15 protein-coding genes and 2 pseudogenes are annotated in these 14137 nt (G+C 40.4%); 10 read left to right on the top strand and 7 right to left on the bottom strand.

Annotated elements, in window-relative coordinates; all coding sequences use genetic code 11:
* Positions 1 to 5: 5 nt before the first annotated feature.
* A complete protein-coding gene (locus ACQYAD_RS16190; RefSeq protein WP_430239732.1) occupies positions 6 to 1805 on the bottom strand; it encodes a M3 family oligoendopeptidase in 1800 nt (599 codons plus the stop codon).
* Positions 1806 to 2185: 380 nt separating this feature from the next.
* Between ACQYAD_RS16190 and ACQYAD_RS16185 the strand changes: the two genes are divergently transcribed.
* The 3 genes from ACQYAD_RS16185 to ACQYAD_RS16175 all read left to right on the top strand — a co-directional run bounded on the left by ACQYAD_RS16185 (position 2186) and on the right by ACQYAD_RS16175 (position 5406).
* Positions 2186 to 3421, top strand: coding sequence for an IS110 family transposase (locus ACQYAD_RS16185; protein ID WP_430236443.1), 1236 nt, complete (start codon positions 2186 to 2188; stop codon positions 3419 to 3421).
* A gap of 285 nt (positions 3422 to 3706) precedes the next feature.
* Entirely contained in the window at positions 3707 to 4387 is a 681-nt protein-coding gene (locus ACQYAD_RS16180) for a response regulator transcription factor (RefSeq protein WP_430239730.1), read from the top strand.
* Positions 4388 to 4428: 41 nt separating this feature from the next.
* Positions 4429 to 5406, top strand: coding sequence for a F510_1955 family glycosylhydrolase (locus ACQYAD_RS16175; RefSeq protein ID WP_430239729.1), 978 nt, complete (start codon positions 4429 to 4431; stop codon positions 5404 to 5406).
* Positions 5407 to 5413: 7 nt separating this feature from the next.
* On the opposite strand, the pseudogene ACQYAD_RS16170 reads toward ACQYAD_RS16175, so the two are convergent.
* A pseudogene (locus tag ACQYAD_RS16170) lies at positions 5414 to 5803 on the bottom strand (sigma-70 family RNA polymerase sigma factor); the annotation flags it as partial.
* A 769-nt stretch (positions 5804 to 6572) separates the two neighbouring features.
* Here ACQYAD_RS16170 and ACQYAD_RS16165 point away from each other — a divergent pair.
* The 6 genes from ACQYAD_RS16165 to ACQYAD_RS16140 all read left to right on the top strand — a co-directional run bounded on the left by ACQYAD_RS16165 (position 6573) and on the right by ACQYAD_RS16140 (position 9852).
* Positions 6573 to 6800, top strand: coding sequence for a helix-turn-helix transcriptional regulator (locus ACQYAD_RS16165; protein ID WP_079509844.1), 228 nt, complete (start codon positions 6573 to 6575; stop codon positions 6798 to 6800).
* Between the two features lie 71 nt (positions 6801 to 6871).
* A complete protein-coding gene (locus ACQYAD_RS16160) occupies positions 6872 to 7468 on the top strand; it encodes a hypothetical protein (protein ID WP_257991888.1) in 597 nt (198 codons plus the stop codon).
* Positions 7469 to 7553: 85 nt separating this feature from the next.
* Complete coding sequence (locus ACQYAD_RS16155; protein ID WP_116351566.1) at positions 7554 to 7760, top strand: hypothetical protein; 207 nt, start codon at positions 7554 to 7556, stop codon at positions 7758 to 7760.
* A 1-nt stretch (position 7761) separates the two neighbouring features.
* On the top strand, positions 7762 to 8025 hold the full coding sequence (locus ACQYAD_RS16150) for a hypothetical protein (RefSeq protein ID WP_430239727.1): 264 nt from the start codon (positions 7762 to 7764) through the stop codon (positions 8023 to 8025).
* 76 nt (positions 8026 to 8101) lie between these two features.
* Positions 8102 to 8746 (top strand): hypothetical protein, encoded by a 645-nt coding sequence (locus tag ACQYAD_RS16145; RefSeq protein WP_116351564.1) that lies wholly within the window; start codon positions 8102 to 8104, stop codon positions 8744 to 8746.
* A gap of 860 nt (positions 8747 to 9606) precedes the next feature.
* The gene (locus ACQYAD_RS16140; protein ID WP_079509838.1) at positions 9607 to 9852 is read left to right on the top strand and encodes a hypothetical protein; all 246 of its coding nucleotides are present in this window, start codon (positions 9607 to 9609) and stop codon (positions 9850 to 9852) included.
* A 130-nt stretch (positions 9853 to 9982) separates the two neighbouring features.
* On the opposite strand, the gene ACQYAD_RS16135 is transcribed toward ACQYAD_RS16140, so the two are convergent.
* Positions 9983 to 10165 (bottom strand): hypothetical protein, encoded by a 183-nt coding sequence (locus tag ACQYAD_RS16135; RefSeq protein WP_048009494.1) that lies wholly within the window; start codon positions 10163 to 10165, stop codon positions 9983 to 9985.
* Positions 10166 to 10398: 233 nt separating this feature from the next.
* On the opposite strand from ACQYAD_RS16135, the gene ACQYAD_RS16130 reads away from it, so the two are divergent.
* Entirely contained in the window at positions 10399 to 10644 is a 246-nt protein-coding gene (locus ACQYAD_RS16130) for a hypothetical protein (RefSeq protein WP_079509837.1), read from the top strand.
* 97 nt (positions 10645 to 10741) lie between these two features.
* On the opposite strand, the gene ACQYAD_RS16125 is transcribed toward ACQYAD_RS16130, so the two are convergent.
* The 4 genes and pseudogenes from ACQYAD_RS16125 to mtnN all read right to left on the bottom strand — a co-directional run bounded on the left by ACQYAD_RS16125 (position 10742) and on the right by mtnN (position 14125).
* Complete coding sequence (locus tag ACQYAD_RS16125; protein ID WP_116351563.1) at positions 10742 to 12268, bottom strand: recombinase family protein; 1527 nt, start codon at positions 12266 to 12268, stop codon at positions 10742 to 10744.
* Positions 12269 to 12503: 235 nt separating this feature from the next.
* A pseudogene (locus tag ACQYAD_RS16120) lies at positions 12504 to 12878 on the bottom strand (sigma-70 family RNA polymerase sigma factor); the annotation flags it as partial.
* Between the two features lie 197 nt (positions 12879 to 13075).
* On the bottom strand, positions 13076 to 13345 hold the full coding sequence (locus ACQYAD_RS16115) for a YrhC family protein (RefSeq protein ID WP_430239725.1): 270 nt from the start codon (positions 13343 to 13345) through the stop codon (positions 13076 to 13078).
* A gap of 84 nt (positions 13346 to 13429) precedes the next feature.
* Positions 13430 to 14125, bottom strand: a complete 696-nt coding sequence (mtnN, locus tag ACQYAD_RS16110; protein WP_430239723.1) for a 5'-methylthioadenosine/S-adenosylhomocysteine nucleosidase — start codon at positions 14123 to 14125, stop codon at positions 13430 to 13432.
* Between the last annotated feature and the right edge of the window lie 12 nt (positions 14126 to 14137).

Raw genomic sequence — 14137 nt, 5'->3', positions numbered from 1 at the left:
ATCGACTACTTATCAGCTGTTAAGCGTAAAAATTCGGCAATATCCTCAAGACACAATCCAACTGCTTTCTCCCAGAAATCTTTTCCGGTAAGATCTGCATCAAGATGCTTTGCAGCCAGATCTTCAACCGTCATCGAAGCTGTATCCTTCAGCAGTGCAATGTAGTTGTCTTCATATTCCTTTCCTGCTTTTAGCGCCTTTGCATAAATTCCAAGAGAGAACAAATAGCCAAACGTATATGGAAAGTTATAGAACGGGACATCCGTGAGAAAAAAGTGAAGCTTCGATGCCCAAAACAGCGGATGATACTCCTCCAACGCATCGCCGTACGCTTCCTTTTCAGCCGCAAGCATCAGCTCATTTAATCGCTGTGCCGGGACAATCCCCTGCTTTCTTTCTTCATAAAACGTTGTTTCAAACAGAAAGCGGGCATGAATATTCATCAGCAATGCGACCGTCCGCTGAATTTTGTCATCGAGCAGTGCAAGCTTCTCTTCCTCATTTTGCGCGACTTTCACAGCAGCATCTGATACAATCATTTCGGCAAAAGTAGAAGCCGTTTCCGCAACATTCATCGCGTAGTTGCGGTTCAAATAATGCACGCCCTGCATTGCATAAGAATGATAGCCGTGACCAAGTTCATGAGCCAGCGTCGACACATTTGACGGTGTGCCAGAATAGGTCATAAAAATACGCGATTGGCCGCTTTCTGGAAAATCGGTACAAAAGCCGCCTGGTGCTTTTCCAGGGCGATCTTCAGCCTCAATCCAGTTTTCCCTAAAAGCTTTTTCAGCGAATGCAGCGAGCTTACCGCCGAACTGGGAAAACTGTTTCAAGATAAATTCAGCGCCTTGCTGATAAGAAATTTTTGCATCTGACTTTCCAAGCGGTGCCTCAAGATCAAACCAGCTCATTTTTTCGATTCCTAAAAGCTTTGCTTTCCGGTTCAGATAATCAATGAGCGGCTGTTTGTTTTCAGAAATAACTTGCCACATCGTATCCAGCGTTTGTTTTTTCATCCGGCTAATTCTTAGTGGTTCATGCAAAACATCTTTCCATCCTCTTAGTTCATATACCTTTAAGCGGAAGCCGGCCAAATGATTTAATGTTTTTGCCAAATAATCACTCTGTTCGGACCACTTTGTTTCCCAGGCTTTAAAAACGGTTTGCCGAACGGCCCGGTCTGGACTGGAAAATTGATTGAACGCCTGGCCGACAGAAAGCTGCTTCTCCTCGCCATTATCCGTGACTGGAATCGTGATTTTTCCAACGATCAAATCGTACATCTGGCCCCAGCTATGGTAGCCGTCAACTCCTAGAGCATTGATGATCGCTTCTTCTTTTTCGGACAATTTTTCTTTTGCAAGCTCCCGCCGTTCGGATAAAACAAAGGAAAGCTCGGCCAATTCTGGACTGGACAAAAGCTGTTCCCAGGCGGGATTTTCAATCAGTGCAAGAAGTTGGTCAAATGCCGTAAGCGCTGTCTGAAAATCGGCCCGGAAGCTGGAAAGTTCGGCCTCAAGCTGCTGTGCATTACGATCAGCCGTATTTTGTGCTTGAAGACAGCCGACAAACGCACCTGCCTGCCGCAATTTTTTTGCCGTTTTTTCAAATGCCGCTAAAATTTCAAGCAAATAGCGGCGGTCGTTGTCCAAATTTCCCGGGTTCCATTGCTGAACTTTTGTTTGAAACAGGGAAATCTGCTGTTTCGTTTCTGCTAAATGGTTGGCAAATTCAGCCGAATTGCTTCCACCTTGGAACAGGCTATCTAAATCCCATACATATGTATAGTTAGCTTTTGCCATCTTTCTTCCCCCTCGTATATTATGTTTAGGCCCTTTTTTAAGAGCCCATAATTTCCTACTTTTCCTGTAATAATTCATTCAAATCTCTTGGGTGTCCCGAGATATTTCTAGATAATGAGATTAGGATCATTTGGGACAATTCTTTTTCCCCCTGTGGGCTTAACCACATTTTAAGACTGTTTCTCAGTGTACGTGCGGTGCTTCCTACTCGCAGGCTGTTCTCCCTGAATCTCGAACCTAGAGGATAGTAGCTCTAGGGCGGCTTTCGAATCAGGGCAAGTTCTGATACACGAGGTTGCTGGTCGGCGTTCACACTAGAGATATCTCAGGGCATCCAAGAAAAACACCAATGATTCTAATTTGAAAGGAGGGGACAACCCATGAAATTATTTGTTGGTTTAGATATTAGTTCTTTTGATATTAAAGTTTGTATTTTGGACGATGAAGGAGAAAAGCTTACATCCTTTACCGTCTCTAACGATCTTCCAGGCGCCATGCAACTGCGAGATCATATTCTAGATTGCACCATGAACAAAAATGTTCAAGCATTAAAAATTGGATTAGAATCTACGTCCGTTTATAGTTTTCACCCATCCATGTTTTTGCATAATGATGAATCACTAAAGAGCCTTGGTGCCAAGGTTTTTGTCATGAATCCCAAACAGATTGCCAATTTTAAGAAAAGCTATTCGGATATGGATAAGACAGATGAGATTGATGCTTTTGTGATAGCTGACTATCTTCGTTTTGGGCGTAATTCCATGTCCGTGGTAAAGGAAGAACAGTATATTGCCTTACAACAATTGACTCGTTCTCGTTACCAACTCATCCATCAAGTGACTAAAGAGAAACAACATTTCTTACAACACTTGAATTTTAAATGTAATACCTTTTCTCAAGAGGTGGATTCATCCGTTTTTGGGAACGCCATGATGGAAATGTTCTCAGAAAAGTTCAGCCTAGATGAACTAGCACAAATGCCGTTAGAAGATTTGGCCGGTTTTCTTCAGGAAAAAGGAAAAAACCGTTTCAATGACGCAGAATGTGTAGCGAAATCCATCCAAAAGGCCGTACGTTCTTCGTATCGCTTAGATAAGGTAGTCGAAGATTCAATCGACGTTCTCCTTGGTACATCCATTGAAGTGATTAGAACACTTCAAAAACAAGTAAAGGAGATTGAAAAGGCAATCGAACGCATTATGGCTGGCTTAGAAGAGACTCAGACTCTTCAATCCATCCCTGGTGTTGGACCTGTATTCACAGCTGGTATTATCGCTGAGATCGGTCAAATTGACCGTTTTGAAGATGAAACGAAAATAGCCAAATATGCAGGTCTGTACTGGCGAAAACACCAATCTGGACGTTTTACTGCGGATGATACTTCCCTTTCACGCAACGGAAATCAATACCTAAGATATTACTTAGTTGAAGCCGCCAACTCAGTAAGAAGGCACATTCCCGAGTATCAAGAATACTACGCGAAGAAATACAAAGAAGTACCGAAACATCAGCACAAAAGAGCACTCGTTCTAACCGCAAGAAAATTTGTGCGTTTGGTCGATGCGCTACTACGCAATCACCAAATTTACACGCCGAAAAGGAGCGTAAATATATGACGCATATGCGCTAATAAATCCTTTTGCTAATTCCAGTAAATCCCAAAATTTTACTGGTTTAGTTTAGTGCTGCCTTTTTTCAGATATTTGATCCTTGATAACCAAATAACTAATTATTTTGTGCTTGACATATTACCGCAGGACTTTACTATTGATTCCATTTCATTATAAGTGTAGTTTCTAAAAATTTCTATTCTTCCCTTGCTAACTGTTCAAGTTCCACTGCTATTTTTCGAAACTTATAGTATAATTTTGACATCAAGAGATAAGCAAATGGAGGATGCAATGCACAAAATTTTATTGGTCGATGATGAACAAAGAATGCTTGATTTATTGTCGCTCTATTTAACGCCGAAGGGATACCATTGTATCAAAATGACTTCGGCGGAAGCCGCACTTCATTATCTTGAAACGGATAAAGCGGATTTGCTGCTGCTGGACGTGATGATGCCGGAAATGGATGGGTTTACAGCCTGCAGCAAAATTCGAAAAGCTTCAGATATTCCAATCATCATGCTGACGGCAAGGGGCGAAAAAGCGGATGTGGTCAGAGGGTTGAAGCTGGGTGCAGATGACTATATTTCGAAACCATTTGATGAAGCGGAATTAACAGCACGGATTGAGGCTATTTTACGTAGAAAACATGGCGGAGCAAAAACGATCGAATGCAACGGCCTGATGTACAAGCAAGATTCGTTTGAATTATCCTATGGCACTCGGCCGGTTCCGTTAACTCCAAAGGAATTTTCCCTGCTCGGCCTGTTTCTGCAGCATCCAAATAAAGTGTTCACACGTGAACATCTTCTTACATCTATATGGGGATACTCAGCAGCAACAGAAGACCGAACAGTTGATTCCCACGTCCGCAATATAAGGGAAAAATTGCGAAAAGCAGGATTTCCAGTTGACGAATATTTGACAACTGTGTGGGGATTAGGGTATAAGTGGGTGGACAAGGAGTCTTAATGTTCTAAAAAATAAATCAACAAACAATCAGGGGGATGAAAGTGATTTACAAAAAAAGACTTGCTATTTCCATTTTTGCGGGTGTGCTTGTGTTCACTTCAGGCTGTGCTAGCAATAGCGAAAAAAAGGCAGAAAACACAAAGTCAAGGATCGAACAAACTGCAGTAAAACCGTTTCAAATCGTTCCTGGCAAAAGCCAAACACTTGACCATATTCATGGAATCGGTTACCCAGGCAACGATGAAGCATTGTACGTGGCTGCCCATGACGGTATAAGCATGTATAAACGATCAAAATGGTATGAAACAACAACGAATCATCATGATTATATGGGTTTTCAAGCCATTGCTACTGGTTTTCAGGCAAGCGGTCATCCTGAAAACGGAAGCACCTTAAAAAATCCGCTTGGACTTGTTGAGAGTTTGGACCAAGGGAAAACAGTAAAAAAACTGGCATTCTACGGACAGAGTGATTTTCACTATATGGCTTCCAGTTATTCGGCAAATGGAATCTATGTGATCAACGAACAGCAAAATGGCAAATGGGATCCGGGGATTTATTATTCCAACGACAACGGCAAAAATTGGAGTAAAACCAAGTTGGAGCAGTTTGCCGCAAATTCCTTTGGAATGATGGCGGTTCATCCAAATGACGGCCAGATAATGGCGATGGCAACAAGAACAGGCATTTATTATTCCGAAAATCACGGTGATACCATGAAGCTTGTATCTGCTCCGGTAATGGTGACAGCGCTTACGTTTACGGGGGATCAACTGCTCTATTCAAGTGTGGTGGATAAAAAAATCCTTTTAAAACGGCTGAACCCGAAAACGGGTGCCGAGGCGCCAGTCGGCTTTCCTTTTCTTGATTACGATAATCCCGTAACCTATATTGCGGTTGATCCAAAAAATACTAACCGCCTTGCTTTTTCAACCTATAAAAATGATATTTACGAATCAACAGATGGCGGAAAAAGCTGGGTGAATTTAGTTAAGGACGGAAAAATGGAGCAGGAATGAGTCCTGCTCAATTTTTTTTCTTCCGCTCCTTTTCCGCCCGATAAAATTCATGAAACATCTTCATGAGCGCCCGCTTTTCAATTCTTGAAACATAGCTTCTTGAAATTCCGAGTTCTTTGGCGATTTCCCGCTGGGTCTTTTCTTTTTGCAAGTCAAGGCCGAATCGGCCAATAATCACTTCTTTTTCCCGCTCATCCAATACATCAATGTATTGTTTAATTTTTTCCAGTTCCATATTTAGCTGGATGGTGTCAATTACATCTTCTGACTCTGATTTCAGAACATCGATGAGTGATATTTCATTGCCTTCTTTATCTTGGCCGATCGGATCATGCAATGAAACATCTTTTTTCGTTTTCTTCAAAGCCCTCAAATGCATTAAAATTTCGATTCTAATGTCAAATGCGTGCATAGTCAAGGACAAGTTTTTCGAAGTTATGCAAATAAATATTACAAAAATGTTACAGAAATATTAAAATTGTGTTAAATCGTATTTATGACGCTTGTCAAGGGATTTTGCGGTTGAATTACGAAGTAGAAGTCGCTTAGATAACGTTAGTATTTCGTTAGTTTCAACGAAACTTCGATACAATACTTCGCTTGATAGTAACCATTCTTTCGGAACTAAAAATCAAGTTCCTCAAGAACGGTGCAAGCAAAGCTTGCTTAACTTTGGAACATAAGTGACAAAGTTAATTAGATAACGACAAAGATATTCGCAATATAGATTCGATAATATTGTCGCAAATTACGAAGTAAACGTTAATACGAAATAGACGTCAAAGAAGATTAAACGAAAATACATAAAATTAATCCTTGCCGTTTCCGTATGCGGCATTGACATACAATCGGTTATTCCTCTGAGAAAATGCGATTGGTTGCGAGCTTTTTACCGTGACCGTCGCATTTTTTTATACATTCTATCTTGTTTTTTACGAATTTAGTCCAATTGTAACTTACAAGGGACGATTTAGAACAATTGATAATTAGAAGCGGGTTCTTTAACGGGGGAATCCGCTTTTTTACAACTGAATATTGGTCGCCGACCCAAGTTCGATTTGACCTATCGAAGCAGCGTGCAGTAGTGCGATTGCCCGTCTTATTGGCGGGACATTTCTTTTTGGTCAAGAACTTGTTTTTTACTAATTTAAAAGGAGGTTGAACGTATGGAAGGATTTGTTGTCAAAGCATTGCGGACGAATCTTGGACTGAATCAAGGCGATTTTGCCCGTGAAGTTGGCGTATCTCAACAAATGATTTCGCTTATTGAATCAGACAAAATGCCAATTTCCGAACGACTTAAACAACGAATCATTTACCGATTCAACGTTAAGCCAGAAGAAATCGAAGCAATTCGCAATTTGAAAATCATGCGTAGGTTTGAAAGTGAATGAAAAAAATCAAAATTGAACTAAAAATTTAATCGGGACAAAACGTCCCGTATATCAAAGGGGGGAATTGATCTATGTCAAAGCAACAATTGGAAGCGGTCAAGTCTAAAATTCAAGAATTGGAAAACAAGCAAGACGAATTGACGAATCAAGTAATAGAATTAACGCAAGCAATCGAAGATTCAACCGAACAATTACTTCTTGGGATTGTATCAGAATCGGACGTTGAACAAGCAAAGGAATTGTTGAACGAAAAGAAATCTGAACTTGCCGAAACAACCGAACTTCTTCAACGTGCCTATGCAGTCCGCAAAAAATTAGCGGTTGAAAAGTTTGTTCCTTTCGCAAAAGAACACCGTGAAAAACGGTTGAAGGAAATCCAATCCCGATATGATAAAAAGGTTGAATCCGTGATTGCTGCAAGAAATGAATTATTGAAGCAATTAGCCGAACTTGGTCAAATTAAGAACGAAATCGGGAATGTAAATCAAGAATACAACAAAACGCTGTTTGACTTAGGGATTCCTACCGAAAAGTATGGTCGAACTATTAATGAACGAAAAGTCTATTCACCAAAGGATTATACTCCCGAAGAATTTTGTCTTGGATTAAAAACTGAAACGCAAGAAAGAGCATATTCCAGCGGTCGTGTTCCCGCTTGGGTGAAGTAATTATGAATGTTCTTGCAATGATTCATTTTTTGATTGCAGTTTGGTCATTGGTCATAATTGAAAAACATTTTGGTGGTGTATCGAAATGACGGCACTCGAAATGTTAGTGAAACAGACTGAATATGAAGTGAAAACGCTTGATATGATTCTTCGCATGAAACGTGAACGTAAGTCGCTTGAAGATATTGCGAAAGAAGTTGGCGTATCTACAACCGAAGTCCGTATCGCACGACCTAAGGGATTGGAACGGGCAAAGGAACGTCTTGAACGAGATAAAAGGGGGTTGAATTAATATGGCATATTCACAACGTAAAGCATTAGAAGAAATTGCGAAAGGTTATGCGGAAAGTCCGAAGTCAAAGAAGATAGTCGGGGAAGCTAAGAAAAATGAAAAGCATAACGTCGAGCAAATTGAGTATTGGCGTAAATTGCTTAATGAAGGACACAATCTTCCACCAATTTGTTTAATTGCAATTGGAATGTACGACGAGCAGATCCGCCAGCAGAAGGAACGTGAAAAAAGTGGAGAATTAACAACAATCGAATTAAAGATGTAAGGACGTCCTTCGGGGCGTCTTTTTGATTGGTCAAAATGAACACACCAAAACGAACTTGGGATAGGAGGTCATCAATATGTTTGTTGAAGCTGATGGAAATATTAGATTTGAACCAATAAATGAAAACGAGGTCAAATTGTTGAATTATATTAAGAGAAAGAACGGTTTGCACGGTTGTCGCCGATTCAATGACTTCAAGTTCAACGACGACCGAAGTGTCACAATATTCTTGAAGGACGGGCGGGAAACACTAATTTCGAAGCATAGATTGTCGGAAGTATTGCAGAAAGGAAAAGTCGCCGCTTTCTTAGGGAACAATGGAATTTACGCAAATATCGCCGTTGGGAAAGGAATTCGAAGAAAGGAACAATTGCATAGATTCATCATGCGTCAGGAACTTGCCAAATACAACGGATTTTTCGAAGAAACGGGAATGTCAATTCAAGTCAATCATAAAAACGAACAAACTCTTGATAATCGGGACGAAAACCTTGAAGTGGTTACCGACCGTGAGAATTGTTTGAAATATAAATTGAACCATGCAAAAGGATTTACGAAGACGTCAAGCGGTAAATACCAGGTTGGAGTTTGTGGAAAGCATATTGGGACGTTTGAAACAGAATCAGATGCCCGTGCAGCATACGTCAAAGCGGTCAAGGCGGAATTAAAGCGATTGGAACAAATACGAATGAATTGGTTGAAATCGAAAGGTCATTTTTAAATTGAACTTGGGACGACAAGAACGTCGTTCCTAATACATATGAAGTCGGTGTAGATTGATTTCGTAAAATAGCCGCAAACCTGTCGTTATATGTCCGATTATAGAAATCTCGCTTCATTTCTTTACTGTATTAAAGTGTTGGCGCACAAGGGATTGAACGGCTTTTCGCCATGTCACACGAATACCAAAAGTGACATTGCTTTCAATACAAAGTGAACCGAACGAAAGGGATTGATTCCTTCGTAAACATTGCTTTATGCGTTCCGAAATGTCCGAAATTTACACGGGAAGGAATCGGCAAAATACTTTCAGTCGTAATGGATTCAGCCGTTTTTGTAATGATACAAGTGGACATATTCGCATTATACGACGAATGATAAAAATACATTTTTGATATACGACGAATCGAAATCGACAAACCCTTTGTTTATAGGGATTTGTTGAAAACGTCAAAATACGATTGGTCGTGTAATCTGTATTATATGACGAATAGCAATAGGTTTGTCCATAAGATAGTAATTGTAATGACGTGTTGTCTTCCGTATGTTTATACAACGATTGCTATATCTTTGCAAGACCATACATAAGCCTTATGGTCAACGACATTTAATCCCAAGACAATAACTATTCGGAATGAATTCAATCGCTTTACACACAAGCACAGAAAGAAATGGACGGAATATTCGACCCCACCCACGGGGGGACGGGGGGTCTTTTTGGCGGAGGAAGACGCTTTCAGAATATACACAACAATTTTGAAATATCGGGTCACTACACGTCACGGAACGTCCTTCAAACGAGCGACCAATCGTAGATAGGATATGTTATAATATTACAAAAATATGAAAGGGGAGTCCATTATGCCAAAGAACGAATATCTAAATGGAAGAAAAACGGTTGGAAAGGAAGAAATCCAACCCGCAATAATTGAGTTCATGCGGCAGAAAGGCAAAGGTGTGGAAGTATCACACGAAGAAATTTCTGATTACATATATGAGAAATTCGGCATCCGCTTTGGTGAGATCAATCACGTTATGTGGGGATTAAGAAAGGACGACAAAAGGGTCGTCAAGGGGAAACGAGGTTATTCGAAGTTAGTTGAATAACCGTAGGATAGAGTCTAAGTAGAGTTTTTTCACCAGATTAGACATTCTTCTTCAACTAACAGGGCAGTTTAGCTCAAATTGCTGTTTTATGTATAATAAAAGACGGTGAAAAAACACCGCCTATAATAAGCTATTTATTTTGTGTTATTTCTTTGTAATAAAGGTAATCGACTTTATGTTTGGTAGCCATTAACTGCGAAGCTAAAACAGCAGTATAAAGAGTGGTTAGTACAATTGCTCCAACACCAAGACCTGAAAGGTTTAGTTTATTAGAAGTGCTCATTCCATTATTACTTGTGGTTGCTCCTTCCATTTCATAACCCCCTAATTTGTTATAGGGATATTATCTGTAACCGCATTTAAATTTATACCAACAAATAAAGGACGGACGTATAGAAAGGAAACAGGCAGGTGTCTAATAAGGTCTTAAGTTTGTGAATAAATACACTTAAACTAACGGGTGCTTGAGTTCAATAAGAATGAATGAAACCATCTGAATTATCTGAACTTATAAGCGATTGTTAAAAATTGAGAGGTGTCTTTTCAATGCTATACGAAGTAAAAATTTGGGGTAAGGAATTTAAATGTGATTTATGTTCCGATAATCAATGGCATAAAAGCACTCTAAAAATAGAATTTCAAAGCGAAGAAAACGGAAATGAGTATAACGAGGAAATCAGATATATGTTTGAATGTAAAAAATGCGGTAATTGTAGGATATTCGGAATGGTATCTAACGAAAATGACATTGATGATGTGAATATTTCTATTAGACCTATTTCAGATATGTAGGGTTATCTTCAACTAACAGGGGCTATACTTGATTTTTTGAACCGTCGAAAGGCGGTTTTTTGTTCGAAAGAAAAGACGCTCCTCTAATTGGAACGTCCTACAATGAAATGAAGTCAATTTTTCCGTTTGAATATACCCGAATTTCCCGATATAACATTCGAAGTAGTTCTTGCCTTTCTTCAATCGACATAGATTCGGGATTTTCGTTTTCAAAATATCGTTCAACCGCCTTTGCCCGAATTTCGTCATTGACTTCGTTGTTTTTCCGTTCTTCAAGTAAAGCAGCGGTTTCTTCCTTCAACTTCAACAAGTGATCTTCTTTTTCTTTTAACTCTTTCAATTGATTGCGAATATCTTCTTCGTCCACAATATCGGCATTGTTTGTCATGAAGTCAAGAAGACGTTTCCGACCCAATTTAATACGAATGAGTTCGGCTTCAATGCGTTGTAATTCCGATTCTTCGAATGGAATTGAATCTTGGGTTTCGGTTGTTGCGGCGACTTCGGAATATGCCGATTCCCCTTCGGTTGTTATGACATTGACAAAATGATTCCATACATAAGCGTCAAGGTCTTCGCATTTGACCCGATTGCCACAACCCTTATGCTTTGCCCCTGCGGTGTTCTTGGCGTCGGAATATTCAAAGACGTAAGTTCCCCAATTCTTCGCCCGTCGCCCCGTCATGGTATTGCCACAATCGCCACAGCGAACCAATCCCGAAAGAAGATATTTGTTCTTTGAAGTACCAGCCCAACGACGTCGTGATTCCTTCAACAACTTTTGGGCAAACTTGAATGTTTCCTTTTCGATAATCACAGGAACTTCGACGGGAATCCATTCTTCTTTAGGTCGTAAGGTCATTGAAACCTTTTCGTCGTCTGAATCCTTGTATTTGTTGACGAGCATTCCTTCCGTATTCCATTTGTTGTGATAGAATACACCCGTGTAGGTTTCATTCATAAGAATCTGGCGGACTACTTGCCTATGCCAAACGCCTTTTCGTTTTTTGGTCGGAATACCTTTGTCGGTCAAATAGTGGGCGATTCCGTTTATACCCTGTACCCGCCCCCGTGGGTCGGTAAATAGTTCGAAAATCAATCGAACAATCTTTGCTTCGGGTTCATAGATTTCGAGTTCTTGCGATTCCTTGTTGAACTTGTATCCATAAACCTTGACGTCTTTGACTACTTTGTTCTTGCGAGCCTTTGCACGTCTTCCATTAGTCATACGTTCTTTGATTTTCGCCTTTTCAAATTCCGAGAATGCCCCCCGCATTTGGTAGAACAAAATTCCTTCGGGTGTATTCTTGTATTCGGAATTGACAAAGATTAATTTTGCCCGTTTTTCGATTTCTTCCGTAACAATCAATTGATTCGCAAGTTTCCGTGATAGACGGTCGGGATCATAGACAATAACTTTGTCAATTAGTCCTTCCCGAAGGTCATTCCGCAATTTTGAAAGTGCCGGACGTTCAAGGAATCCCCCCGAATAGCCGTCGTCCACGTATTCAATACATTCCGCATTTTTGCCCGCCTTTTCACGGCATTGGCGAATTTGGTCTTGAAGTGAATACCCGCTTTTAGCTTGTTCTTCGGTTGATACCCGTGCGTATAGTGCAATCATTGTTCCGTCGTTCCCTTCTAATTTTTTCTTTAATTGCGTTATAGCAATTAGCAATTAGTCGGTCGGTTGCGTCGCTTCTTATGAATTCGGAGTGAAATTTACTTGCGGAGATATAACCTTTTTTACTCATTGGTGTCGTCCCTCCCGTTTTCAATTTCTTGGTTGCTTCACAATTAAATGTGTTGTGTGAAAACGGTTATTGTGACGTTAAGAGGAAATATTTTTGAAATGATTGTTTCGAAGTGATACGCAACACTATTGACTTTACAATTTCGTTTTCAATACAGCGGGCTGCATATGTGGCCAGTTTCGTTCCCTTCCCTTCGGAATAACTTTCAATCGCTTTAATTAAGCCGATTGTTCCGATTGAGATCAAATCTTCCGCTTCTTCTCCTGTATTCTCAAATTTTTTGACGATGTGGGCAACAAGCCGCAAATTATGCTCAATCAGCATGTTGCGGGCATGTGAATCACCTTCCGCCATTAGGCGCAGATACTTTCTTTCTTCCGCGCTTGAGAGCGGTTGCGGGAAAGCATTATTTTTTACATAAGAAACAAGGAATAAAAACTCTTTGACAAAATAACCAAGTGCAGTCAAGATGCCAGACATGAACATCCACCCCCGCCTTCCTTTAGGACTATCGCCTATACCTAATTCCTATGAAAAACGGAGAATGATTGTGTCTGTCCGAACGATTTTATTTGTATGTAATTATTTCCACGTCACGCTTTTGTAAAAAAACATTGAACCACCTCAAACGGAAATTAACAGGTAAAAAAAAGCACTCCTCTGCATTGGAGGAGTGCTTATTTTCTTAGCAAATATTCTTCCCCTTCATCAAGTTCGAGCAGTTTCTGGCGGTATTGTTTTGAGCGCGTGAACAAACCGATTGAAACGAGTAAAAAAGAAAATGATGAAAAGGTCATGATCGTTACATCCATCGCCGTTTTCGTTTCGGATGGAAGAATGGAGCCTAAATAAAAAAACACTCCGGCGGCTAAGACAGTGATAGCAAAACGTTTAAAATCAACCATTTTTTCATACAATTGCTTTGCTTCCTTTTTCAAGAGAATCACCCGCCTTCTTAAAGTCTACGAACCTACTTTACCATAAAAAAAGCGGTGATGGCTCTTGTAAATTGTAGCAAAGCTGGCAAAACATCAGCTCAAGAGAGCGACCATTTTCATGACCAGTTCTGCAGAATTGCGTGCAGCTTGATCCAAAAATTGGTCAAATGATACATTCGATTCCTTTCCGGCAATATCCGAAAGAGAGCGAATAATTACAAACGGAACAGCAAATTGATAAGCAACCTGAGCAATGGCCGCAGCCTCCATTTCAACTGCTTGCAAGTCAGCAAACTTTTCCCGGACAAATGCCACCTTTTCAGGATCGCTCATAAAGGAGTCACCTGTAGCAATGGCGCCTTTTACGATTTGAATTTCTTCGATTTCCTTCGCGGCTTCCACTGCGGCTGCCACGAGCTTTTCGTCCGCTGTAAAGGCAGGTGGCAGCTGCGGAACCTGCCCGTATTCATAGCCGAAAGCTGTTACATCCACATCATGATGGCGAACTTCTGTTGAGATCACAGCATCGCCGACATTCAGCATTGGATGAAATCCCCCAGCTGAACCGGTATTGATGATGCAGTCCGGTTTATATTTTTCCAGCAAGATCGTTGTGGACATCGCTGCATTTACTTTTCCAATCCCGGATTTTAGCAAAATCACATTGGCACTATGCATCTTACCAAAAGTAAATTCACAGCCTGCCACGGTGTCTTCCGTTTTATCGTTTATATTTTCTCTTAATAGAGCCACTTCTTCTTCCATCGCTCCGATGATTGCAATTTTCATATTCAACCTCTT

It is taken from the genome of Neobacillus sp. SM06 (genome assembly GCF_050496765.1).
In the GTDB taxonomy this organism is placed as follows: domain Bacteria; phylum Bacillota; class Bacilli; order Bacillales; family Cytobacillaceae; genus JAEVLT01.
This window is presented reverse-complemented; position numbering and strand designations above follow the sequence as displayed.